Here is a 22044-nt window from a genome sequence, read left to right as displayed (position 1 = left end):
GGCACCTCGCGTGGCACCGTGCCTTCAGGTGACCCGGATGTAGGAGGTCATGCCCGTTTTCTGGTGTTCGATGATATGGCAATGCAGCACCCAGTCTCCCGGATTGTCGGCAACCAGAGCAAGCTGAACCTTTTCGTCCGGAAGGACAAGATAGGTGTCGGAAATCAGGGGCGCCACCGCCCTCGCATTCGAGGCGATCACCTGGAAATTCATGCCGTGCAGGTGGATCGGATGCAGGTGCGGCGTCGGGTTTTCCAGGTTGAGGATGTAGCTTCGTCCGCGCTTCAGTTCGGCAAGCGGCGCCATCGGGTCCGACGTGTCGCCTGGCCACGGCACCTTGTTGATCGCCCAGAAGGAATACCCAAGCGAACCGCAGAAGCTTTCCTTTGCCGCATTCTCCGCCGTCGCACTCAGGATAAGCGGGATGGTTTCGGCATTTTTCAGGTCCGGCGGCATCCAGGGATTGGCAGGCAGAGGCCGCACCTCGCCGAGATCCCGCTTCAGCGAGGCTCCCGTCGCACGGAACGTCGCAACGACCTTGGCCGTGGAAGGCCGGATGTCGGATAGCGACACCGTCTGGTCCTCACTCTCCGGCATGCGGATCACGAGGTCGAGCCGTTGGCCGGGGCCGATCGTCACCTGGTCGAGGGCAAGCGGGGCAGCAAGCGGCTGGCCGTCGAGGGCAACGATCTTCGCCTCGGCCCCGTCCAGCTTCAGGATGTAGATGCGGGTGACGTCGGTTGCGGCCAGCCGCACGCGCACCAGCCCGCCCGCCGGCGCGTCAAAGGCCGGCTGCACCTGCCAGTTCGCGCCACGCACGGTGCCGAAGGTGCCATTCTTCGCCGCATCACGCGGCTTGAACTGTTCGATGAACTGCCCGTCGCTGCCAAGCCGCCAGTCGCGCAGGTTGATGTCGATCTCGGCGTCGAAAACCGGATCGTCCGGGTTCTCGACGATGAAGAGCCCGGTCATGCCGCGGCCCATCTGGGTCAGCGTGTTGCAGTGCGGGTGGTACCAGTAGGTGCCGGCATCGGGGGGCGTGAAGGCATAGTCGAAGCTGTCGCCGGTATAGACGTAAGGCTGGGTGAGGAAGGGCACGCCGTCCATGCGGTTGTCGATGCGCAGCCCGTGCCAGTGGATCGTCGTCGGTTCGTCCAGCCGGTTGACGAGTTTCGCCGCAAACGGTTCGCCCCGCTTCACCCGAAGCGTCGGCGGCATGGGGTCAGCGGATGCGCTCTCGAGCCCGTAGGTCATCACGCCCTTCGTCAGATGCTGACCGTCAAGCAGCGCATTCGCCGTCTTTGCTTCCAGCGTGATCGGCGTTGCGGCGGATGCCGTTGCATAGAGACTTGCGCCACCGAGGCCAAGCCCGTAGGCGCCAAGCGCGGCGCTACCGGTGAGGAATGTGCGGCGGGACAGGGCGGGCATGGCGGAACCTCCAGCTTCTTGCAGGCCTGCTTAAACCTGAGAGCGGGTATCAGCAATATGCCGGAGGGTGCGATGATGCCGCAGGCTGCTACCGGCGCGGGCCTTTTGTCCGGTCGCCCGGGCGATGGTCGCGCCGGTCGTCGCTCGGCGCACCGGCCAGCCTGTTGAAATAGGCGGATGTGCGCAGCAGCGCCCGGAACCGGCCGGGACGCTCTTCCGGCGGGATGGCGGCCCGCGTGCGCATCCGCACCAGCGTGTAAAAGAGAAAGCCGGTGAAGATGAACGAGGTGTAGATGAAAAACACCTGCGGCCCGATGAACTGCAGGAGAAGCGAGGCGAGCAGCGGGCCGATGGTGGCGCCGATCGACCAGAAGAACAGAAGTCCGGCGGAGACCAGCGCATGTTCGCCGGGCTTGGCAAAATCATTGCCATGCGCCGAACACAACGAATAGAGCGGCATGGCAAAGGCGCCGTAGATGAAGATGCCGATGATATTGGCCGTCTCATCGGTGCCGGCGAAGAAGGACAGGTAGCCGCCGGTCAGGATCGTGCCGATCGTCGCCCAGATGATCACCTGCCGTCGGTCCAGCCGGTCGGAAAAGATGCCGAGAGGATATTGCAGCACCACGCCGCCGATGATGCCGGCACTCATGAAGGTGGCGATCTCGGTCACGTTCATGCCGATGTCCTGCGCGTAGATCGGCCCGATATTGCGAAAGGCCGCCATGCTGAGCCCGACCGCGATGGCGCCGACGACGGAGAGGGGCGAGATTCGCCAGACCGCGCGGATATCGTAATTGATCGCCTCGGGCGGTGTCGGGCTCGAACGGTCGGCGACCGAGATCGGCACCAGCGACAGGGCCATGGCAATCGCGATCAGCGAGAAGACGATGGGGCCTTCGACGCCGAAGGTCGGGATCAGATATTGCGCCACGGTGACCGAGGAGAGATCGACGAGACGGTAGACGGACAGCGTCCGCGCCCGGTTGGCATTCGTGACCTTGGCGTTGATCCAGCTTTCGACGACGGCAAACAGGCTGGCGACCGACAGGCCGATCACGAAACGCATCAGCGCCCAGAAGGCCGGCGAAATGATCAGCGGCATCAGGATGCAGCAGCAGGCGGCAATCGCCGCCATCGCCGCAAAGGTGCGGATATGGCCGATGGAGCGCAGGATACGCGTCACGTAAAGGCAGCCGACGGCAAAGCCGATGCTGTAGCCGGCGCCGATCAGGCCGATGGTCGAGGGCGAGAAGCCCTCCGCCGAACCGCGAAGGGCAATGTAGGTCCCCTGTAGTCCGTTGCCGCCGATCAGAATGCCCGCCGTGACGAGAAGGGGAACAAGCGGGCGTATGGTTGACATCGGGACCGGACGAGAAAGGAGGGGCGCTGCGCGGTACAGTCTGCCGTACCGTCTGCTAGTCTTCTACCCCTGCCTCCGGGGTGAAGATAGTTCACAGGATGAATTGATCGATCACGCAAATCGATCAATCGCGACGGTCTTCTCCTCGCAATCGGGGACCGTCCGCCCTGATCCGGCGGTTTTGCCTGAGGATTGGCTTGAATCTTTACCGGCGCAATTCTACCACGTCGGAGGACGGTGATGGAGAAGCCGGACGCAGAGGCGCTGCAAGAATCGGTGCCCGCGATATCAAGAACATGCCGCGGGGGGCGGCAAGGTGCCATGGAATTTGTACTGGTCCTGTTTTTCGTCATCGGTCTTGCCATACGGCTGTCGAGCGTTCTCATCTCCAGGCGGCATGAGGCCGTGCTGCGGCGCGGTGGCGCCGTGGAACACGGCGCGCTGAACACCAAGCTTCTCGCTTTGGCGCATGGCCTCTTCTATCTCGCCTGTCTGGGGGAGGGGATCGCGCGGCATGCCCAGTTCGATAAGGTGTCGCTGGCGGGCCTTGTCATCTATGCGGGAGCGATCGGCATGCTGGTGTGGATCGTGCAGCTGCTCGGGCCGCTCTGGACGGTCAAGCTCATGATTGCCCGCAAGCACGTGCTCAACCGGCACTGGCTGTTCCGCAAGGTCAGGCATCCGAACTACTTTCTCAACATCCTGCCCGAACTCGTTGGTTTCGCCCTGTTGTTCCATGCCTATCTGACGCTGGTCGTGGGCCTGCCGATCTATCTGGTCTTTCTGGTGATCCGCATCCGCCAGGAAGAGGCGGCCATGCAGCACCTGTTTTCCGCCGAAACTTGAGCCGGCATACGCAATCTCGCGGGTTGTCGTTGCCGTTGCTGACCGCTTCTTGCTTGACAAACCGGGCGTCCCATGCGCTTTTCCGCCCGATTTTCCCCTGCCGGCCCGGCCTTGTTGCAGTGTGCCGGCACAAGTGATTCCAGGATCTCGCAATGCATCGTTACCGCAGCCACACCTGTGCAGCCCTCAGAAAGTCCGACGTCGGCGAAACCGTTCGCCTGTCCGGCTGGGTTCACCGCGTCCGCGACCATGGCGGCGTTCTCTTCATCGACCTTCGTGACCATTACGGCCTGACCCAGGTCGTGGCCGACCCGGACAGCCCGGCCTTCAAGATGGCCGAGACCGTGCGGGGCGAATGGGTGATCCGGATCGACGGCGTGGTGAAGGCCCGCGCCGAGGAAACCGTCAACAAGCAGATGGCGACCGGCGAGATCGAGCTCTATGCCAAGGAGATCGAGGTTCTGTCGGCGGCCAAGGAACTGCCGCTGCCGGTCTTCGGCGAGCCGGACTATCCGGAAGACGTGCGCCTGAAGTACCGCTTCCTCGACCTGCGGCGCGAGACCCTGCACAAGAACATCGTGCGCCGCACGCAGATCATCGCCTCCATGCGCGCCGGCATGAACGGTGCCGGTTTCGCCGAATATTCGACGCCGATCCTGACGGCCTCTTCGCCGGAAGGCGCGCGCGACTTTCTCGTGCCGAGCCGCATTCATCCCGGCCAGTTCTTCGCCCTGCCGCAGGCGCCGCAGCAGTACAAGCAGCTGCTGATGGTTGCCGGTTTCGACCGCTACTTCCAGATCGCGCCCTGCTTCCGTGACGAAGACCCGCGCGCCGACCGCCTGCCGGGCGAATTCTATCAGCTCGACGTCGAAATGAGCTTCGTTACCCAGGAAGATGTCTGGGGCACGATGGAGCCGATGATGACACGAGTCTTCGAGCAGTTCGCCGAAGGCAAGCCGGTGACCAAAGAGTGGCCGCGCATCCCGTACGATGAGGCGATCCGCAAGTACGGCTCCGATAAGCCCGACCTGCGCAACCCGATCGAGATGCAGAACGTCACCGAGCATTTCGACGGCTCCGGCTTCAAGGTTTTTGCGAACATGATCGCGTCCAACCCGAAGGTTCAGGTCTGGGCGATCCCGGCGAAGACCGGCGGCTCGCGTGCCTTCTGCGACCGCATGAACGCCTGGGCTCAGGCTCAGGGTCAGCCCGGCCTCGGCTACATCTTCTGGAAGGAAGAAGACGGCAAGATCGGCGGCTCCGGCCCGCTCGCCAAGAACATCGGTGAGGAACGCACCGAAGCCGTGCGCACCCAGCTTGGCCTCGAGGCGGGCGACGCCTGCTTCTTCGTGGCTGGCGAACCCGCGAAATTCTACAAGTTTGCCGGCGAAGCCCGCACCCGCGTCGGCGAGGACCTGAACCTCGTCGATCGCGACCGCTTCGAGTTCTGCTGGATCGTCGATTTCCCCTTCTTCGAATGGAACGAGGAAGACAAGAAGGTCGATTTCGCCCACAACCCCTTCTCGATGCCGCAGGGTGGTCTGGAAGCGCTGGAGAGCCAGGACCCGCTCACCATCAAGGCGTTCCAGTATGACGCCGTCTGCAACGGTTTCGAGATCGCCTCGGGCTCAATCCGTAACCAGTCGCCGGAACTGATGGTGAAGGCCTTCGAACTGGTCGGCCTCTCCAAGGCGGATGTCGAAGAGCGGTTCGGCGGCATGTACCGCGCGTTCCAATACGGCGCGCCTCCGCATGGCGGCTGCGCCTTCGGCATCGACCGTATCGTGATGCTGCTGGTCGGTGCGAAGAACCTGCGCGAAATCACGCTGTTCCCGATGAACCAGCAGGCGCAGGATCTTTTGATGAACGCTCCGGCGCCGGCCATGCCGAAGCAACTGATGGAACTGTCGCTGCGGGTGATCCCGCCGCAGAAGAAGGACTGAGCGAAGGCGCCCGGCGCGTCGCTTCAACCTGACTGATCAAAAGCCGTCGGTGAGACTTTCGCCGGCGGCTTTTTCACATTCGCGTGCACGTTCGAAATACGCATTGCATCGCCACAAAATGGCCGGGCAGGGGGCGATCATGGGCGATGCAGGGCGCCGCTTCCCCGCGATCCGGGAGCGCGGAGAAACGACGTTCTTCATGACAACAATGGAGAAATGCCATGCGTAGCCTTCGTACCCTCCTGATGATCGGCGCCGGTATCGTGACTGTGACCGCCGGATCCGCTTTTGCCCGTGAGATGATGCACGACATGACGGTCCGCCTGCCGGACGGTTCCGTCGAACAGATCCGTTATGTCGGCGACACGCCGCCCACCATCCGCCTCGACAATCCGGCACAGCGCGTGCGGCTGCCGGTGGCCGATGATCTCTTCAGCGCCGGTCCCTTCGCAGACCTCGAACGCATCTCGGCCGCCATGGACCGCCAGGCGGCGGAGATGATGCAGGTGTTCGACCGGATCGGCCCGCCGGTTGCCGCGCCAGGCATGTTGAATGTCGACATCGGCCGGCTGCCGCCCGGCGTTCAGGGCTATTCCGTCTATTCGGTCACCTCCGGCGGCAAGACCTGCAGCCAGGCGATCCGCTACATGAGCGACGGCCATGGCACGCCGACACTGCAACAGGCCTCGTCCGGCAGTTGTGAGACGCTCGCGCCGCAGGCCGCACCGCGGACCGTCCGCCTTGCGCCGGTTACGCCCGCTGTCCCCGCCGCGCCGGCGCCCGTGCCGACGAACGGTCGCAATGGCGATATCATTGAGGCCAGTGCGCACGCTGCCGATATCTCCTCGTCCGCTCAGGCCCGCATGCTGCGGAGCTTCTGAGGCCCTCTGTCGAGGCTCCTAAACCACACCTCTCCGCGGAGCGTCAGCGCGCGTTCCGCGGAACCATCTCCAGGGCAGGGCATTGTCACGCCAGCATCAACGCCCGAGGAGAGCACAATGCTGAAGACCCTCATGTTCAAGCGCGTCGCGGCCGCATCGGCGGCCCTTTTCATCTCGACCGCCGCCTTTGCCCAATCCACCGTGATCGTCACCGAACCCGCCCCGCCACCACCGGGCGCCGTCGTCGTGCGCGAAGCCCCCGCCGAAGTGCGCACCTATGTGATGAAGCAGCAGGTCCCCTCCGTCAGCTATGAGGGCGATGTCCTCGTCGGCCGCGTCCTGCCGCAGAACGTCGAAACCCACGTCATCGACGGTTACGGCAACTACGCCTACACCATCGTCAACGAACGCCGCGTCGTCGTCGATCCGCAGACCCGCGAAGTGATCCAGGTTCTGGATTGATCCTATAGTCTCTTTGCGGGAGGGGCAAACCTGCCTTCTCCCGCATAGGTTCAAGCATCGCGTCCGGGCCGCGTTTGATACGCGGTCGCCAGATCATTGAAGCATGCTGTCCACGAAAAACCACTGGACAGCGTTTTCGGCAATCACCGGTTCCAACACCGCGCTCAGCCGTGTCACATCCCGCATCAGGTCATCCGGTCCGGGCGGTTCCTTCGGCAGGCAGACGGGATCGAGGAATTGCAGCGTGAAGCGGAAATCCTCACCCCGCCGCGTGTACCATGGACACAGCGTTGCTCCGGTCATCCGCGCCAGCCGCACCGCAAGCGCCAGGTTACCCTCCAGATGCGGCGGACGACCGAAGAACGGGCCTCGAATACGCCCGCCAAAAGCTTCGTCGCAGAAGATCGAAACGACGCCGCCGCTCTTCAAAATGCTGAGCGCGGGGCGAACGCCCTGCATGCCAGGCGGGATGAAACGCAGACCCGCCTTCTGCCGGACCCGCTCCGCAATCCAGGCCTTGGCCCGCCCGGCGGGTGGTACATACATCGCATAGGGCTGCAGCCCGATCCGGCGCATCACGATCGGACCGATCTCCCAGTTTCCGAGATGCATGCCGACCATGATCAGCGGTCCACGTTTGGCTGCATCCACGACCCGTTCGACATTGTTGACGATCAGCCGGTCCGGGTGCCGGGCGATGCGGGTGACGACAGCAAATTCGGTCATCAGCCGTCCCTGTGCCGCGCAATAGGCATCGAAGCGTGCTTCCCGCTCGGCGGCATCCCGGGCTGGGCGCAAGGCTTCCATCGTGTCCCGCGCCCGACCGGCGGCCACCTTGTGGAATCTCGGAATGGCAAAGCGACCGAGAGCGGCCCCGAAGCGCGACACCAGATCCATCGGCATCAGCCGCAGCGCATAGAAGGTTGAAAGATGCAGGCCGTTCCAGATGTTGTCGGTGAGCCAGTAGCGGAGGAAGGCTTTGCGTTCCGGAGCATCGCCCAAAAGTGCCGAGAGGCGAGGGGCGGACGGAGAGACGAACCGCCACGCCTTTCGTTTCGGCAGAACAGGGGGCGGATCGGCCTTCGTCATGGGCCAGAGGCTCCGGTGGTGCGGCGGTGCAGGATGACCGGCAGTCCCCCGCGCGGCCTCAGCGTCAGGCGGCACTGCGGCTCTACCGTATGACCCGGTTTGACCCGCACGCGAAAATGCTGCGCCAGTGTCGCAAGGCACAGGATCGCCTCCGACAGGCCGAACTGTAGGCCGGGGCAGACACGCGGACCGGCGGCGAAGGGAATGTAGCTGTAAGGCGTCGGCCGTTCGCTGCCGAGGAAGCGTTCCGGCTTGAAGAGATGCGGGTCGGCAAACAGGCTTTCGGTGCGGTGCAAAAGCCAGGGCACGATCATGATCAGGGCTGCCCGTTCCACCGCCACATGCCCCACCTGATCGGCCGCCGTCGCCTGGCGTGCCAGGATCGGCACCGGCGGATAAAGCCGCAGCGTCTCTTCGATGACAGCGCGGCACCAGTTGAGGTTCGGCACGTCCTCGACCGTCGGCGCGCGCGTGCCGCAGACGGTTTGGATTTCCTGATGCACCGCGTCCTCCACCCAGCGCGCTGACGACAGGAGATACCAGGCCCAGGTCAGCGTCGCTGCGGTGGTTTCGTGGCCAGCCATGAAGATCGTTGCGGCTTCGTTACGCAATGCCACGACATCCAGGCCGAGTTCCGGGCTCTTCTGCTGCCGGCGGATCAAGAGGTCCACCATCGAATTGTTGTCGCCGTGGCCAGCGAGATGGTCCTCGATCACCTTGTCGATGATCCGGTGGATCTTTTTGACCGACCGGCGCAGCGAGGGGGTGCGCAGCACGGGAAGCCCGTCGTCGGCGCCGAGAAAATAGCCGATATTCACTGAATCGATCAGCGACTGGTAGCTGCTGAACCCGTCGGTCACCGCCTGCGCGCTCTCGTGGCCGAGATCGTTGCCGAACACGCTGCGCGAAATGATCTCCGCCGTCAGCCCCGCCATTTCGAAGAGCACATTGACCTCGGCGCCGTCTCCCAGGCTCGTCCAGCGCTGCACGAGTTCGCCGGTGGTTCCCGTCATGATCGGCCCGAAGGCCGGCACCCGGTTCTTGTGGACGATGTCGGACACCAGCGGGCGGCGCTGTTTCCAGGTCTCCTTGTCGGAAATGAAGAGGCCGTCACCCAGTAGATATTCGAGCGCACGGCGCATCTGCGGCGACTTGCGCTCGTAATTGTCATGCCGTTTGGCCACGACATAGCGGATCCATTCCGGCGAGTTGACGACGACGACCTGCCGTCCGAGGATCTTCACCGTGCTGATATGCTCGGAAAAATCGCCTTGTCGCCAGATCGACAGGAAATCGGAGCGCGCCTGCAGCAATTGACGGATCGGCTTGCCGGGCGGACCTGAATAGAAATCCGCATGGGCCGGTTCGAAATGATGATCGCCAAGATGCTCCGTGTAGGAAACGGGCCTGGAAAGCCATTGGAGCATCGCGTCCATTGTCCTCTGTGTAGTGGAGCCTGCAAGTGAGCCGAGGTTTAACTTATGCGCTTGCCCGGTCAATAGTCCGCACGTCAATTGCGCTGCAGCAATTTTTTGGCTAAGAGCAAGACATCACCTGGACCCGGGTGCGATCCCCGGGTGGCTCTTCCGGCCGCCGATCCGCCGGATAACGCAAAGCATCTGCCCCATCTGACCTGGATTTGTCCTCCCGGCCGATGCATTTCTTTTGCGAATTGAACTCCTATGATGTCTTTTTCTACCTACCGCCGCGAATGGTTTTCCAACATTCGGGGCGATGTCCTGTCCGGTATCGTCGTTGCGCTGGCGCTCATTCCGGAAGCGATCGGCTTTTCGGTCATTGCCGGTGTCGATCCCAAGGTGGGCCTGTTCGCCTCCTTTGCGATTGCCTGCGTCTCCGCCTTTACCGGCGGGCGTCCCGGCATGATCTCGGCGGCCACTGCCGCCACCGCCGTCCTGATGGTGACCCTCGTCAAGGAACACGGCCTGCAATATCTGTTTGCCGCCACGCTTCTGATGGGGCTTCTGCAGATCCTGGCGGGCCTTGCCAAGCTCGGCCGCGTCATGCGCTTCGTGTCGAAATCGGTGATGACCGGCTTCGTCAACGCGCTGGCGATCCTGATCTTCATGGCGCAGTTGCCGGAACTGATCGGCGTTCCCGTCGTGACCTATGTGATGATCGCCGCCGGCCTCGCGATCATCTACCTGTTTCCCTATGTCACGAAGGTGATCCCGTCGCCTCTCGTTGCGATCGTCGTGCTGACGCTCGTCTCGCTCTATGGCGGGCTTGATCTGCGCACCGTCGGCGATCTCGGCGAACTGCCCTCCAGCCTGCCGATTTTTGCCCTGCCGCAGCTGCCGTTCACCTGGGAAACGCTTCAGATCATCTTTCCCTATTCGGCAGCGCTTGCCGCCGTCGGCCTGCTCGAATCGCTGCTGACGGCCCGCATCGTCGATGACATGACGGATACGACGAGTTCCAAGAGCCAGGAATGCATCGGCCAGGGTGCCAGCAACATTGCGTCTGGCCTGATCGGCGGCATGGGCGGTTGCGCGATGATCGGTCAGTCCGTCATCAACATCTCGTCGGGCGGCAGGGGGCGGCTCTCGACCTTCGTCGCCGGCGCCTTCCTGCTGTTCCTGATCCTGGTGCTGGATGACATCGTGAAGATCATCCCGATGGCGGCCCTCGTTGCGATCATGATCATGGTGTCGATCGGCACCTTCTCCTGGCGCTCGATCCCGGAACTGAAGAGCAATCCGCTCTCCTCGTCCATCGTGATGCTGGCCACGGTGGTCACGGTGGTTGCGACCCATGACCTCTCGCTCGGTGTTCTTGCCGGCGTGCTGCTCTCCGGCATATTTTTTGCCGGCAAGGTGGCGAACCTCTTCCATGTTCGCTCGACCCTCGATGGCCGTCACCGCACGTACCGCGTGGATGGCGAGATCTTCTTTGCCTCGACGGAAGGTTTGGTTGCCGCCTTCGATTTTGCCGAAAGCCTCGAGGCCGTCACCATCGATGTGTCGGAAGCCCATCTCTGGGACATTTCCGCCGTCGGCGCGCTCGACCAGGTGGTCTTGAAATTCCGCCGTCACGGGGTGGAGGTGCATGTGAAGGGGCTGAACGAAGCGAGCAGCCGCATGATCGACCGTTATGCCCTGCACGACAAGGAGCATGCCGCGCTTTCCGCATCGGCGCATTGAACCGGCAGGCATCATCAGAGAAACAAACAAAAGGCCGGAGCACTCGCAATGCTCCGGCCTTTCTGTTCGAAGAGGTATTTGGATTACTGGTTGGCCGTGACCGTCACGCCGAGCATCTCCGGCAGCGTGTTGGGGGCCGCCTGCGCCGTGCCGATGATCATCGGCAGCGGGATCGGGTTTGCCGGTTCGGCGGAGATGGTGAAATTCTTCGGATTGTCGATGAAGGTGTTGATCGCCGCCGACAGGCTGTTCTGCAGGGAGGGAATGTTGAGTTGCGCCAGCATCAGCGGCGCCATGCCCTTCACCATCATCGCCATCTGGTCGCCGGAGACCCCTTGCGTCTTGCCCGCATAGGAAAGGCCGCGATTGGTGAGGCCGGAGTCCTCGAAGCTGATTTCGGCGCTGTTGAAGGTCAGCTGCTGCAGAAGGCCGAGCATGGCAAGCCCCGCCGCCTGCTGGGCCGCTTCCTTGTTCGGATTGGCCTCCGCCGCCTTGGCGGTTTCCTGCAGCGACTTGATGAAGGACATCGTGTAGCCGGAGAGGCTGAACGACAGGTTCAGGCGGCCGACATTGGTGAAATCGAAGGCGTATTCATCGACATTGATGGTGCCGGGCTCCAGGTCCCAGCTGCCCTGCATGGTCATCTTGCCGTCGAGCTTGGTGAGGCCGAGGCTGTCGATGGCCTCGCGGGATTTCGGATCGTCGATCGAGCTCAGGTCCGCCGAAATGCCTTCCACGGCGCCGTCGAAACCGATGCCGGAATTGTCGTCCGCCCGTTCCATGGTAAATGTGGTGCGGCTGATGCCGGCCACCTGCTTGCCGGCGACGGTCACCGAAACCGGACCGGTGCTCGCCTCTTCATAAAACAGCAGCGAATCGATTGTGCCCTTGGTGGCATCGCCCGGCACGAGGACATTCGTCAGCTTCATGTCGCTCGCGGTGATCGTCGTTTCCTTCTCGCTGAAATTGACGTTCGGGAAGGTCACGCGGGTGATCGAATACCCGCCGTCACTTTCCTCCTGAACGTCCTCCAGCAGGATGTCGCCGACGGTGACGCGTTCTCCGCCCTTGGCATCGCCGAGCGACACGCCCTTCAGCACAACATTTGCGCCGGTCACATCGACACTGGCTGCCTCCAGGTTGCCGGGCTGCAGATTGGCGGCCGCGGTGATCTTGCGCAGGAGATCCTGTCCGTCGAGCGCAAAGGCGGGCGACGAAACGAGAGCAAGGGTGACGCCGGCCCACAGAAGCCGGCTGGATCGGGTACGGAACATCGGGGTCCTCCTGCAGCCGCCTCGGCCGCTGTTATCAACTGATCTGCATGTTATATGCGCGGATTAAAAAACGTCTATGGGAGATCCATGGAAGAAATGTGAGCGAAGCATGGCGTGAATGCCGCTCATCCACAGGCCGTTTCGCCCGCTTTGTTGCCGGGAATCAGGCTTTCCGGTAGTCAAGCCCCATGGGACAGACTGTGACACCTCCGCCCGGTGACGGCGACGACAATATTCTGCCGGTCGATCTGAAGGCGGCGCTGGAAGAGCGTTACCTCGCCTACGCGCTGTCGACCATCATGCACCGGGCGCTGCCCGACGTGCGCGACGGGTTAAAGCCGGTGCATCGGCGCATCATCCACGCCATGAGCGAGATGGGCATCCGCCCGAATTCCGCATTCAAGAAGTGCGCCCGTATCGTCGGTGACGTGATCGGTAAGTTCCATCCGCATGGCGACCAGTCGGTCTATGATGCGCTGGTGCGTCTCGCCCAGGATTTCTCGCAGCGCTATCCGGTCGTCGATGGTCAGGGGAATTTCGGCAACATCGATGGCGATAGCGCCGCCGCCTATCGATACACCGAAGCGCGCATGACCGATGTGGCGGCGCTGCTGCTCGAAGGCGTCGATCAGGATGCGGTCGATTTCCGCCCGACCTACAACGAGGAAGACGAGGAGCCGACGGTTCTGCCGGGCGCCTTCCCGAACCTGCTCGCCAACGGCGCGTCGGGCATCGCGGTCGGCATGGCCACGTCTATCCCGCCGCACAATGCCCATGAACTTTGCGATGCCGCGCTGCACCTGATCCGCCATCCGGATGCGCCCGTCGAAAAGCTGGTCGAATTCGTTCCCGGCCCCGACATGCCGACCGGCGGCATCATCATCGACAGCCGCGAGCAGATCATCGAAGCCTACAAGACCGGCCGCGGCGGTTTTCGCGTGCGCGCCAAGTGGGAGACGGAGGATCTCGGCCGCGGCGGTTACCAGATCGTCATCTCCGAAATTCCCTACCAGGTGCAGAAGTCGCGGCTGATCGAAAAGATCGCCGAGCTTCTCGTCGCCCGCAAGCTGCCGCTGCTGGAAGATGTCCGCGACGAATCGGCCGAAGACATCCGCGTCGTGCTGGTGCCGAAGAGCCGCACCGTCGATGCGACGCTCCTGATGGAATCGCTGTTCCGCCTGACGGAGCTGGAAAGCCGTTTTCCGCTGAACATGAACGTGCTCTCCATGGGCCGCGTGCCCAAGGTGATGGCGCTGAACGAGGTTCTGCTGGAATGGCTGCAGCACCGCAAGGAGGTGCTGATCCGCCGTTCGCGCTTCCGGCTGGCGGCGATCGACCGGCGCCTGGAAATCCTCGGTGGCCTGCTGATCGCCTATCTCAACCTCGATGAGGTGATCCGCATCATCCGCGAAGAGGACGAGCCGAAGCCGGTGATGGTCGCCAAGTGGGATCTGACTGACATCCAGGTCGAAGCCATCCTCAACATGCGCCTGCGCAACCTGCGCAAGCTGGAAGAGTTCGAGATCCGCAAGGAATTCGATGAGCTGAGCCAGGAAAAGGCCGATATCGAGGCGCTGCTCGCCTCCGATGACAAGCAGTGGAAGGTCATCGAGCACGAGATCCAGGATGTCCGCAAAAACTTCGCCAAGGGCCGCGGCAAACCGTTTGCCCGCCTGACGCAGTTTGCCGAAGCGCCTGATGCCGATGTCGAGGCGATCCAGCAGGCGATGATCGAAAAGGAACCGATCACCGTCGTGATTTCCCAGAAGGGCTGGATCCGCGCGCTGAAGGGCCACATCGCCGATACCGCGAGCCTGACCTTCAAGGAAGGCGATGCGCTGAAGCTCGCTTTCCCGGCGCAGACCACCGACAAGCTTCTGCTGCTGACCACTGGCGGCAAGGCCTATACGCTCGGCGCCGACAAACTGCCGGGCGGGCGCGGCCATGGCGAACCGATCCGCATCATGGTCGATATGGAAAACGACCAGGACGTGCTGACCGCCTTTGTCCATGATCCGTCGCGCAAGCTGCTGATGTCGTCCACCGCCGGCAACGGCTTCATCGTGCCGGAGACGGAACTCGTCGCCAATACCCGCAAGGGCAAGCAGGTGATGAACGTGGCGATGCCGGACGAGGCAAAGCTCGTGGTGCCCGTCTCGGGCGATCATCTGGCCGTCGTCGGCGAAAACCGCAAGCTGGTGGTTTTCCCGCTGTCGCAGGTGCCGGAAATGAGCCGCGGCAAGGGTGTCCGCCTGCAGCGCTACAAGGATGGCGGCATTTCGGACGCGAAATGTTTTGCGCTGGCCGACGGTCTGACCTGGGAAGATTCCGCCGGCCGCGTCTTCAGCAAGAACAAGGACGAACTTCTGGAATGGATGGGCGACCGCGCCACCGCCGGCCGCGCCGTCCCGAAGGGTTTTCCGCGCAGCGGCAAGTTCAGCGGGTGAGGGTGGGAAGACCGGTCCTTGCTCAGCCCTCTGAGGGATATGGCACGGTGTGGTCGCGCAGGAAGCGCGCCGCCCCCTCTTCATCGATTTCGCCTGCCGCAACAGACAGGACGAAGGAGAACAAGGCTCCATCGCTGGTTTCCACCAGCAGACCATTTTCCATCAGGAAGACACCAGCAGCAACGATGGCGATACGTTTGTTGCCATCGACGAAGGCGTGGTTTTTTGCCAGGCCGAACAGATAGGCTGCTGCCAACTCGATGAGATCTTCGCAGCCATACGCATGACGATTGACTGCTCGCGCCAGGGCCGATTCCAGCGCCCCGACATCACGTAGACCGTCTGCACCGCCGAAGCGAAGAATTTGCCGCTTCTGGAGTTCGATGACGAGAGGAGCCGAAAGAAAACGGACGGCGCTCATTCTGCGAGCTTTTTCAGAGCGACCTTGTACTTTTCCATCAGGAACTCTGCAGCAGCCAGTTGACGCTGAAAATCATCGTCGCTCGGTCGCATGGTCACGACACCCGACTCTTCCTTCAGCTCAAGCGTATCGCCGGCTCGTACACCCAAGCGATCAAGAACCTCTTTCGGAATGATGATGCCTTCGGAATTGCCAATCTTGCGCACGGTCACGTTCATAAGGATGCTCCATGTTCTAACGTGGTTATAACATGGCGCGCTGCCCGCAGCAATCCGCTCACCCTTCGCTGCCATCCTCGGCATACCGTTCCCAGCCGCGCGGGGTCAGGTGTTCCTGCGGCTGGTAGCGTGTCTTGTAGTTCATCTTGGCCGAGCCCTTCACCCAGTAACCGAGATAGACATGCGGCAGGCCGAGCTGTTGCGTGCGCAGGATGTGGTCGAGGATCATGAAGGTGCCGAGCGAGCGGCGTTCCAGCGCCGGGTTGAAGAAGGAATAGACCATCGACACGCCGTCGCTCATCAGGTCGGTCAGCGCCACTGCAATCAGTTCGCCCTTCGGCTGGTCGCCGATGCCGGCACCCGGCACCCGCTTGCGGTATTCGATGAGCCGCGTGTTGACATGCGTGTCTTCCACCATGATCGCATAATCGAGCGCCGACATGTCCGACATGCCGCCGCGCTGATGGCGATCGTCGAGATATTTGCGGAAGAGGACGAATTGTTCGGTGGTCGGCTGGGCAGCACTCATCGTGCCGACGAGATCATCGTTTTCTGACAACACGCGGCGCATGTTGCGGCTCAGCGCAAATTCGCCGGCCAGGATACGGACCGACACGCAGGCACGACAGCCCTCGCAGGCCGGGCGGTAGGCGATGTTCTGCGACCGTCGGAACCCGCCCTGGGTGAGCAGATCGTTCATTTCGCCCGCCCGCGGACCGACAAGATGGGTGAAAACCTTCCGCTCCATCTCGCCGGAAAGGTAGGGGCACGCTGCCGGAGCCGTCAGGTAGAACTGCGGTGAGGGCGTCGCCTGTGTATTCATTCGAGCCAATCGACCCTTGCTGCTGACCGAGGTGGCGGCGTGTCTGCCACCGTCAATCAGAATAGCATGGCGCAAGTTTGGGAAACGTCAACCGCCGGTGTGGCACAGCCGACGGGAACTCTTAAAGGATCAGTCGGTGCGCACCATCACGGTGCCGAGCAGCAGGTCGTGCACGAGCCGCGACCGCTCGATGAAGAGGCCGGCGAGCAGGATGAGCGGCGTCAGCACCGAATTGAGGATCCAGAACAGCACCATGTGCACGACGGCGGTGAGAAAATCGATTCGCCGCCCGTCGAGCCGCATCATGGCAATCCCGACCGCCCGCATGCCGGGGCTTGCCTGCGCCCGTCCGCCCACCGTCATGCCAAAATACAGCAGCGCGACAATGACAAAGAGCGCCGGATAGAGAAACCAGCCAAGGCCGAGCGTGATGACGCCGAGAAAGAAGACAACGACCGCCGCCGGTATGCACAGCAGCAGCACCAGCAGGTAATCGATCACAAAGGCGAAGATGCGCCGCGACAACACGCCACTGTAGGCGCGCCAATCGTCCGGTGCGGCAACGACGGGCTGGTTCTCGAATGACATCTGTCAGGTCTCCTTGTGGACTGGAGAGGATATGGGGTTCGGCCCATCGCTCCACAATAGCGCGATCGGGCGGTGCCGAAAAGCGCCGCCCGCAGCAGTTTCAGCGGAAGCTGAGCTCAGCCGCCCTTCAGCTTGCGCGCCACATCCATGGCGAAATAGGTGAGGATGCCGTCGCAGCCGGCGCGTTTGAAGCAGAGCAGGGTCTCCATCATGATCCGCTCGCCGTCGATCCAGCCGTTCATCGCGGCGGCCTTGATCTGCGTGTATTCGCCCGACACCTGGTAGGCGAAGGTCGGCAGGCCGAAGGCTTCCTTCATGCGCCAACAGATGTCGAGATAGGCGATGCCGGGTTTCACCATCAGCATGTCGGCGCCTTCCTCCACATCCATCGCTGCATCGCGCAGCGCTTCGGTGCCGTTCGCCGGGCTGATGTAATAGCTGTTCTTGTCGCCCTTTAAGAGACCGCCGGTGTTGATCGCCTCGCGGTACGGACCGTAGAAGCCGGAGGAGAATTTCGTCGCGTAGGACATGATGCCGACATCCTGGTGGCCTGCCGCATCAAGGGCCCGGCGGATCGCGCCGATGCGGCCATCCATCATTTCCGAGGGCGCGATGATATCGGCACCGGCCTCCGCCTGCATCACCGCGGCGCGTGCCACCTGGTCCACCGTCTCGTCGTTGACGATGACGCCGTCGCGCAAAATGCCGTCATGGCCATGGCTGGTGAAGGGGTCGAGCGCCACGTCGGTGATGAGGCCGATGTTCGGCACGGCCTTCTTCACCGCCCGGGTGAACTGGTTGATCAGGTTGTCGCGCTCGAGGATCTGAGAACCGGTCGGATCGCGCTTTTCCATCTCCACGTCCGGGAAGGGGGCAATCGCCGGAATGCCGAGATCGGCGGCCTCGCGGATCGCGTCCACCGCCTTGTCGATGCTCATGCGGTTGACGCCCGGCATGGCGCGGATCGGATCGACGATGTTGTCGCCCGGCACGATGAAGATCGGCCAGATCAGGTCGTCCACTGTCAGGCGGTTTTCCTGCACGAGACGGCGCGTCCAGTCGGCCTTGCGATTGCGCCGCATGCGGCGGTGACCGGTGATCTCGTCCACAAGGTGGGTCTTGTCGTTCATGGCAGCCTCGTTCTTCAATACGTATGAGGGGCTTACCATGCCTTTTACACAATTGCGAAGCGCCGCTCTGCCGCATGCTGGCGGGAAGAGCCAAACGACGCTATCTTGCCCCGCATGGACGCTGATTCACCCGCAACCCCGAAACGCAGCCTGACCGAGATCCTCTTCGTGGTCTTCCTCCGGCTGATTGCGGTCGTGTGTTTCTGGTTCGGCCTGCAGTACTGGGCCATGCTCGTCGGCTACACCTATGATGGCCGGGCGCGGTTCGACCTCTTGAGCCTTCCCTGGCGAGCCGCCGCCTCGGCGCTCGCGGTCGCCTACCCGGTGGTGTCGCTCGGCCTCTGGATGTCGGCCTCCTGGGGGGCGGTGCTCTGGGTGATTGCTGCCGGGACCCAGGTTCTGATGTTTCAGGTCTGGCCGGAGATTTTTGGTCGCAATCTGGTCCTGCCGCTGCTCCACGGGCTGGTGGCGGCGCTTTATCTGGTCTTCCGGCTGGCGCTTTTCCTCGAAGAACGCCGCAAGATGGAAGAGCGGGTAAGGGTTGATTTACCCTGATTCTCAAGCTTTGAAGGCTTGGTTTTTTCCACAGATCATGGCTTAAGCCATTGACCGTCCACGGTTAATTATTTTCGCCTGCGCCCCGATCAAACCGGCTGCGCAGGGTGCGATCCGCCGTTAAGGGGCTGTTAGCCGTGTGTTTTAAGTCGAATTTTATGCGCTTTCGATAGTGTCACTCACAAGGCGGGAAGAAACAAACACCGCCAAACAAAACAGTGAGGCAGACATGTTGAACACCAAGATCAAGCCGCAGGCAACTGTAGCCGACGCCCATGAAGAAGCCCTGCATAACCTCTACCTGGAGTCGCTCCACCTGGTCGAACGTCTCCATCGCCGCCTGCTCGACGTCATCAAGGACGAATTCGACCGCCAGGGCCGCGACGACGTCAACGCCGTCCAGGCACTCCTTCTCTTCAACATCGGCAATTCCGAACTGACTGCCGGTGAACTGCGCTCCCGCGGTTACTATCTCGGCTCCAACGTCTCCTACAACGTCAAGAAGCTGGTCGACCTCGGTCTCATCAACCACCAGCGGTCGCGCATCGACCGCCGTTCGGTCCGCATCAGCCTGACCAAGACCGGCCAGGAAATCGCCGAAGTGGTCGCCAAGCTCTACGAGCGCCACATCGGTTCGATCGAAAAGGTCGGCGGCATCGGCGAAAGCGAGTTCAACCAGATGAACAAGCTGCTGCAGCGCCTCGACCGCTTCTGGAACGACCAGATCATGTACCGTCTCTGAGCGTAAGCTCGGACGGCCGGGATCTGATCCACCAGTCTCCCATCGCCGCTGACAAGACAAAACCTCCAGTCGCGATCAAAACCGGATGCGTCCCCTGCGCATCCGGTTTTTGTGTTGCGGCGCGCCGGCGAACGGGTCACGCTTCAACACAGGGATGTGAGAAGGTTACAACTGACAACAATTGGCCATATTGCTATGGGAGCGCAGAAGCCAACCAAGTCAGCGCGCGAGAGTGGGGTAAACGGGGCGTGTGCGCCGGATCTTTGCAGCCCACGTGTGCGGGCAAACGACCCTTTGTTAACCATATCCCTGTAGGCACGTATATTGCGTGTCTGCGGATAAACTGGATCGAATGATGTCGAAGAAAAGCGAAGCCGAAATGATTTCCCGCCGCACCCTGCTGCGGTCCGCCGTTTCCCTGGGAGCTGCCTCCCTTGCCGCACCCGTGCTGGCGCAGGATACACTGCAGGACATCATCTCGTCGCCGCGCCGCGGCACCTGGGACGACCAGTTCGATGCGACCGCGGCATCGCGCACGGCAGCCAGCGTCACGTCGAACAATCCGGTGCTCGGTCCGATGGGGCCGGCCAACATCCAGCAGGCGATCCTGCAGTACCAGCAGATCGTGTCGGCTGGCGGCTGGCCAAATGTCACGCCGGCCCAGCAGGGCCTTCGCCTGGGTGCGGCGGAACCGTCCGTGCAGCAATTGCGCCGCCGCCTGATGATTTCCGGCGACATGCCGCAATCGGTCGGCATGTCGAACTCCTATGATTCCTACGTCGATGGCGCGGTGAAGCGTTTCCAGGCGCGTCACGGCCTGCCGACGGACGGCGTGCTGGGCGAGTTCACGCTGAAGGCGATGAATATTCCGGCCGATGTGCGCCTCAACCAGCTGAACACAAACCTTGTCCGCCTGCAGTCCATGGCCGGCGATCTCGGCCCGCGCTACATGATGGTCAACATTCCGGCCGCCTATGTCGAGGCTGTGGAAAACGAGCGCGTGGCGCTGCGCAACACCGCCGTCGTCGGCCGCATCGACCGTCCGACGCACACGATCAATTCCAAGGTCTACGAGGTCATCCTCAACCCGTACTGGACCGCGCCGCGCTCGATCATCGAAAAGGATATCGTGCCCTTGATGCGCAAGGACCCGACGTACCTCACGCGCAACAACATCCGCCTGATCGACGGCAAGGGCAACGAGGTGGCACCGGAAACGGTCGACTGGTTTGCGCCGAAGGCACCCAACCTGATGTTCCGTCAGGACCCGGGCAAGATCAACGCCATGGCGTCCACCAAGATCAACTTCCACAATCCGAACAACGAATACATGCACGACACGCCCCAGCAGGGCCTGTTCAACAAGCTGATGCGCTTCGAATCATCCGGCTGCATGCGCGTCCAGAACGTGCGCGACCTGGTGACCTGGCTGCTGCGCGACACGCCCGGCTGGTCTCGCCAGGACATCGAGCGGGTCATCGCCTCGCGCGTCAACACGCCGATCAAGCTGGCGCAGGAAGTGCCGGTCTACATCGTCTACATCACCGCCTGGTCGGCCAAGGATGGCGTCGTGCAGTTCCGTGACGACATCTACCAGCGTGACGGTGCCACCGAACTGGCACTGCAGACGAAATACGGCGTGGAGCAGAGCGCCGGTTCGATCGATGACGACATGCTGCCGGCACAATAACCTTCGCAACAGTATTGCTGACTATGGCCGCCTTGCAAAAGGCGGCCATTTTCATGTTGGCGGTGGACGGATAGAGAGAGCCTTGACCGACAACAGGGACGGCAGGCGAGGGACGGGTGTCATGACGGAAAAGACGTGGACGGTGGTGGCTTCGGACCAGATCCTCAAGGATCGCTGGATCGATCTGCGCGCCGATGTCTGCCGCACGCCGTCGGGTGCGGAGATCGCGCCCTATTACGTGCTGTCTTATTCCGACTGGGTACACATCGTGGCGATCACCACCGATGACGAGCTTGTGCTGGTGCGTCAGTATCGCCACGGCGTCGGCGGATGGGTGACCGAACTTCCGGGCGGCATGGCCGATCCGGGTGATCCGTCGCTTGCTGAATCGGCGGCACGCGAACTTCTCGAGGAAACCGGCTACCGCGCCGCCGAAACGCCGCGTCTCATCGCCTCGCTCGACGCAAATCCTGCAACCCACACCAACCGCGTCCACACCTTTCTGGCGCTGGGCGTCACGCTTGAGCGTCCGCCCGCTTTGGAGGCCGGCGAGGAGGGCCTGAGCGTCCTGCTGATGCCGATGGACCAGGTGGCGGACGCGCTGCGGCGCGGCGAGATCGGCCAGGCGATGCATGTGGCAGGCCTGTCGCTGGCGCTGCTTGAGGCCGGTTATCTTCGCGCCTGAAACGAGACTTGTCGTTTGGCAGGCATTCCATACGAAATGCGCGCACCGGACGGTCCGGACAAGTAAGGACTTGGGGGCAAGACTTTCGATGCCTGCCGCGCGCCGGCCTGCGACGGCACTTTTTCTTGCAGCATTTTGTTCGTGCCGCGGAAGTTGTTGCTATCCTTTGACCGCTTCTGCATTCCCGTTGCGGTTTCATGCGGGTTTTGCTTGAGTGCCGCGGCAACCTTCTGTCGGCGGCGCGGATGTCCACCGTCTCAGCGCCGGCCGAAGGCATTTTCACGTTGGCCGATGAATG

At 62.4% G+C, this 22044-nt stretch carries 20 protein-coding genes and 1 other annotated feature; of the genes, 10 read left to right on the top strand and 10 right to left on the bottom strand.

What is annotated here, in order from left to right; genetic code table 11:
* Positions 1–24: 24 nt before the first annotated feature.
* Both G6N78_RS16870 and G6N78_RS16865 read right to left on the bottom strand, forming a co-directional pair.
* On the bottom strand, positions 25–1428 hold the full coding sequence (locus G6N78_RS16870; RefSeq protein WP_165220593.1) for a multicopper oxidase family protein: 1404 nt from the start codon (positions 1426–1428) through the stop codon (positions 25–27).
* 88 nt (positions 1429–1516) lie between these two features.
* On the bottom strand, positions 1517–2791 hold the full coding sequence (locus G6N78_RS16865; RefSeq protein WP_165220591.1) for an MFS transporter: 1275 nt from the start codon (positions 2789–2791) through the stop codon (positions 1517–1519).
* Positions 2792–3112: 321 nt separating this feature from the next.
* On the opposite strand from G6N78_RS16865, the gene G6N78_RS16860 reads away from it, so the two are divergent.
* The 4 genes from G6N78_RS16860 (at position 3113) to G6N78_RS16845 (ending at position 6923) form a co-directional block, all read left to right on the top strand.
* Positions 3113–3637: an isoprenylcysteine carboxyl methyltransferase family protein gene (locus G6N78_RS16860; protein WP_165220589.1), complete on the top strand. Its 525-nt coding sequence runs from the start codon at positions 3113–3115 to the stop codon at positions 3635–3637.
* A gap of 152 nt (positions 3638–3789) precedes the next feature.
* On the top strand, positions 3790–5580 hold the full coding sequence (aspS, locus tag G6N78_RS16855) for an aspartate--tRNA ligase (protein ID WP_165220587.1): 1791 nt from the start codon (positions 3790–3792) through the stop codon (positions 5578–5580).
* 221 nt (positions 5581–5801) lie between these two features.
* Positions 5802–6461 carry a hypothetical protein gene (locus tag G6N78_RS16850; RefSeq protein ID WP_165220574.1) on the top strand — a complete coding sequence of 220 codons (660 nt, stop codon included), beginning with the start codon at positions 5802–5804 and terminating at the stop codon, positions 6459–6461.
* Between the two features lie 132 nt (positions 6462–6593).
* Entirely contained in the window at positions 6594–6923 is a 330-nt protein-coding gene (locus G6N78_RS16845; protein WP_165221914.1) for a DUF1236 domain-containing protein, read from the top strand.
* A gap of 93 nt (positions 6924–7016) precedes the next feature.
* Here G6N78_RS16845 and G6N78_RS16840 read toward each other — a convergent pair whose 3' ends face one another.
* Complete coding sequence (locus tag G6N78_RS16840; protein WP_165220571.1) at positions 7017–8012, bottom strand: lysophospholipid acyltransferase family protein; 996 nt, start codon at positions 8010–8012, stop codon at positions 7017–7019.
* Positions 8009–9439 (bottom strand): cytochrome P450, encoded by a 1431-nt coding sequence (locus G6N78_RS16835; RefSeq protein ID WP_165220568.1) that lies wholly within the window; start codon positions 9437–9439, stop codon positions 8009–8011. Before G6N78_RS16835 ends, G6N78_RS16840 begins: the two co-directional genes overlap by 4 nt.
* A gap of 126 nt (positions 9440–9565) precedes the next feature.
* Positions 9566–9623 (top strand) — a sequence feature (sul1 is cis-regulatory element that is thought to sense ions involved in sulfur or methionine metabolism; They are found in Alphaproteobacteria).
* 71 nt (positions 9624–9694) lie between these two features.
* On the opposite strand from G6N78_RS16835, the gene G6N78_RS16830 reads away from it, so the two are divergent.
* Positions 9695–11173 (top strand): SulP family inorganic anion transporter, encoded by a 1479-nt coding sequence (locus G6N78_RS16830; RefSeq protein ID WP_165220566.1) that lies wholly within the window; start codon positions 9695–9697, stop codon positions 11171–11173.
* Between the two features lie 83 nt (positions 11174–11256).
* Here the strand turns inward: G6N78_RS16830 and G6N78_RS16825 are convergent, their stop codons facing one another.
* Positions 11257–12447 (bottom strand): aq_1923 C-terminal domain, encoded by a 1191-nt coding sequence (locus G6N78_RS16825; protein WP_165220563.1) that lies wholly within the window; start codon positions 12445–12447, stop codon positions 11257–11259.
* Between the two features lie 188 nt (positions 12448–12635).
* Between G6N78_RS16825 and parC the strand changes: the two genes are divergently transcribed.
* Positions 12636–14894 (top strand): DNA topoisomerase IV subunit A, encoded by a 2259-nt coding sequence (gene parC / locus G6N78_RS16820; RefSeq protein ID WP_165220560.1) that lies wholly within the window; start codon positions 12636–12638, stop codon positions 14892–14894.
* Between the two features lie 22 nt (positions 14895–14916).
* Here the strand turns inward: parC and G6N78_RS16815 are convergent, their stop codons facing one another.
* From G6N78_RS16815 to hemB, 5 genes are all read right to left on the bottom strand, one after another.
* Positions 14917–15315 carry a type II toxin-antitoxin system death-on-curing family toxin gene (locus G6N78_RS16815; RefSeq protein WP_165220557.1) on the bottom strand — a complete coding sequence of 133 codons (399 nt, stop codon included), beginning with the start codon at positions 15313–15315 and terminating at the stop codon, positions 14917–14919.
* Complete coding sequence (locus G6N78_RS16810) at positions 15312–15533, bottom strand: AbrB/MazE/SpoVT family DNA-binding domain-containing protein (protein WP_165220554.1); 222 nt, start codon at positions 15531–15533, stop codon at positions 15312–15314. The genes G6N78_RS16815 and G6N78_RS16810 overlap by 4 nt, the downstream gene beginning before the upstream one ends.
* Before the next feature lie 58 nt (positions 15534–15591).
* Entirely contained in the window at positions 15592–16356 is a 765-nt protein-coding gene (locus G6N78_RS16805; protein ID WP_165220551.1) for an arginyltransferase, read from the bottom strand.
* Positions 16357–16485: 129 nt separating this feature from the next.
* Positions 16486–16944 carry an RDD family protein gene (locus G6N78_RS16800; RefSeq protein ID WP_165220548.1) on the bottom strand — a complete coding sequence of 153 codons (459 nt, stop codon included), beginning with the start codon at positions 16942–16944 and terminating at the stop codon, positions 16486–16488.
* A gap of 116 nt (positions 16945–17060) precedes the next feature.
* Positions 17061–18074 carry a porphobilinogen synthase gene (hemB, locus tag G6N78_RS16795; protein WP_165220545.1) on the bottom strand — a complete coding sequence of 338 codons (1014 nt, stop codon included), beginning with the start codon at positions 18072–18074 and terminating at the stop codon, positions 17061–17063.
* 114 nt (positions 18075–18188) lie between these two features.
* On the opposite strand from hemB, the gene G6N78_RS16790 reads away from it, so the two are divergent.
* The 4 genes from G6N78_RS16790 to G6N78_RS16775 all read left to right on the top strand — a co-directional run bounded on the left by G6N78_RS16790 (position 18189) and on the right by G6N78_RS16775 (position 21746).
* Positions 18189–18629 (top strand): DUF6163 family protein, encoded by a 441-nt coding sequence (locus G6N78_RS16790; protein WP_165220542.1) that lies wholly within the window; start codon positions 18189–18191, stop codon positions 18627–18629.
* A 232-nt stretch (positions 18630–18861) separates the two neighbouring features.
* Positions 18862–19371 carry a transcriptional regulator LdtR gene (gene ldtR / locus G6N78_RS16785; RefSeq protein ID WP_206531657.1) on the top strand — a complete coding sequence of 170 codons (510 nt, stop codon included), beginning with the start codon at positions 18862–18864 and terminating at the stop codon, positions 19369–19371.
* Positions 19372–19726: 355 nt separating this feature from the next.
* Positions 19727–21061: a L,D-transpeptidase family protein gene (locus G6N78_RS16780; protein WP_165220537.1), complete on the top strand. Its 1335-nt coding sequence runs from the start codon at positions 19727–19729 to the stop codon at positions 21059–21061.
* A 121-nt stretch (positions 21062–21182) separates the two neighbouring features.
* Positions 21183–21746 (top strand): NUDIX hydrolase, encoded by a 564-nt coding sequence (locus tag G6N78_RS16775; RefSeq protein WP_165220534.1) that lies wholly within the window; start codon positions 21183–21185, stop codon positions 21744–21746.
* Positions 21747–22044 lie beyond the last annotated feature (298 nt).

Source organism: Allorhizobium pseudoryzae (assembly GCF_011046245.1).
In the GTDB taxonomy this organism is placed as follows: Bacteria; Pseudomonadota; Alphaproteobacteria; order Rhizobiales; family Rhizobiaceae; genus Neorhizobium; species Neorhizobium pseudoryzae.
The sequence above is the reverse complement of the archived record's forward strand: the minus strand, read 5'-3'. Positions and strand labels throughout refer to the sequence as shown.

Bases quoted from the DNA above. Each gene is read 5' to 3' on its own strand.
- G6N78_RS16840 (WP_165220571.1), bottom strand. From the start codon at position 8,012: ATGACGAAGGCCGATCCGCCCCCTGTTCTGCCGAAACGAAAGGCGTGG.
- G6N78_RS16850 (WP_165220574.1), top strand. From the start codon at position 5,802: ATGCGTAGCCTTCGTACCCTCCTGATGATCGGCGCCGGTATCGTGACT.
- G6N78_RS16870 (WP_165220593.1), bottom strand. From the start codon at position 1,428: ATGCCCGCCCTGTCCCGCCGCACATTCCTCACCGGTAGCGCCGCGCTT.
- G6N78_RS16775 (WP_165220534.1), top strand. From the start codon at position 21,183: ATGACGGAAAAGACGTGGACGGTGGTGGCTTCGGACCAGATCCTCAAG.
- aspS (WP_165220587.1), top strand. From the start codon at position 3,790: ATGCATCGTTACCGCAGCCACACCTGTGCAGCCCTCAGAAAGTCCGAC.
- G6N78_RS16790 (WP_165220542.1), top strand. From the start codon at position 18,189: ATGGACGCTGATTCACCCGCAACCCCGAAACGCAGCCTGACCGAGATC.
- G6N78_RS16810 (WP_165220554.1), bottom strand. From the start codon at position 15,533: ATGAACGTGACCGTGCGCAAGATTGGCAATTCCGAAGGCATCATCATT.
- G6N78_RS16865 (WP_165220591.1), bottom strand. From the start codon at position 2,791: ATGTCAACCATACGCCCGCTTGTTCCCCTTCTCGTCACGGCGGGCATT.
- G6N78_RS16860 (WP_165220589.1), top strand. From the start codon at position 3,113: ATGGAATTTGTACTGGTCCTGTTTTTCGTCATCGGTCTTGCCATACGG.
- G6N78_RS16805 (WP_165220551.1), bottom strand. From the start codon at position 16,356: ATGAATACACAGGCGACGCCCTCACCGCAGTTCTACCTGACGGCTCCG.
- G6N78_RS16830 (WP_165220566.1), top strand. From the start codon at position 9,695: ATGATGTCTTTTTCTACCTACCGCCGCGAATGGTTTTCCAACATTCGG.
- G6N78_RS16835 (WP_165220568.1), bottom strand. From the start codon at position 9,439: ATGCTCCAATGGCTTTCCAGGCCCGTTTCCTACACGGAGCATCTTGGC.
- G6N78_RS16825 (WP_165220563.1), bottom strand. From the start codon at position 12,447: ATGTTCCGTACCCGATCCAGCCGGCTTCTGTGGGCCGGCGTCACCCTT.
- G6N78_RS16815 (WP_165220557.1), bottom strand. From the start codon at position 15,315: ATGAGCGCCGTCCGTTTTCTTTCGGCTCCTCTCGTCATCGAACTCCAG.
- G6N78_RS16780 (WP_165220537.1), top strand. From the start codon at position 19,727: ATGTCGAAGAAAAGCGAAGCCGAAATGATTTCCCGCCGCACCCTGCTG.
- G6N78_RS16800 (WP_165220548.1), bottom strand. From the start codon at position 16,944: ATGTCATTCGAGAACCAGCCCGTCGTTGCCGCACCGGACGATTGGCGC.
- G6N78_RS16845 (WP_165221914.1), top strand. From the start codon at position 6,594: ATGTTCAAGCGCGTCGCGGCCGCATCGGCGGCCCTTTTCATCTCGACC.
- hemB (WP_165220545.1), bottom strand. From the start codon at position 18,074: ATGAACGACAAGACCCACCTTGTGGACGAGATCACCGGTCACCGCCGC.
- parC (WP_165220560.1), top strand. From the start codon at position 12,636: ATGGGACAGACTGTGACACCTCCGCCCGGTGACGGCGACGACAATATT.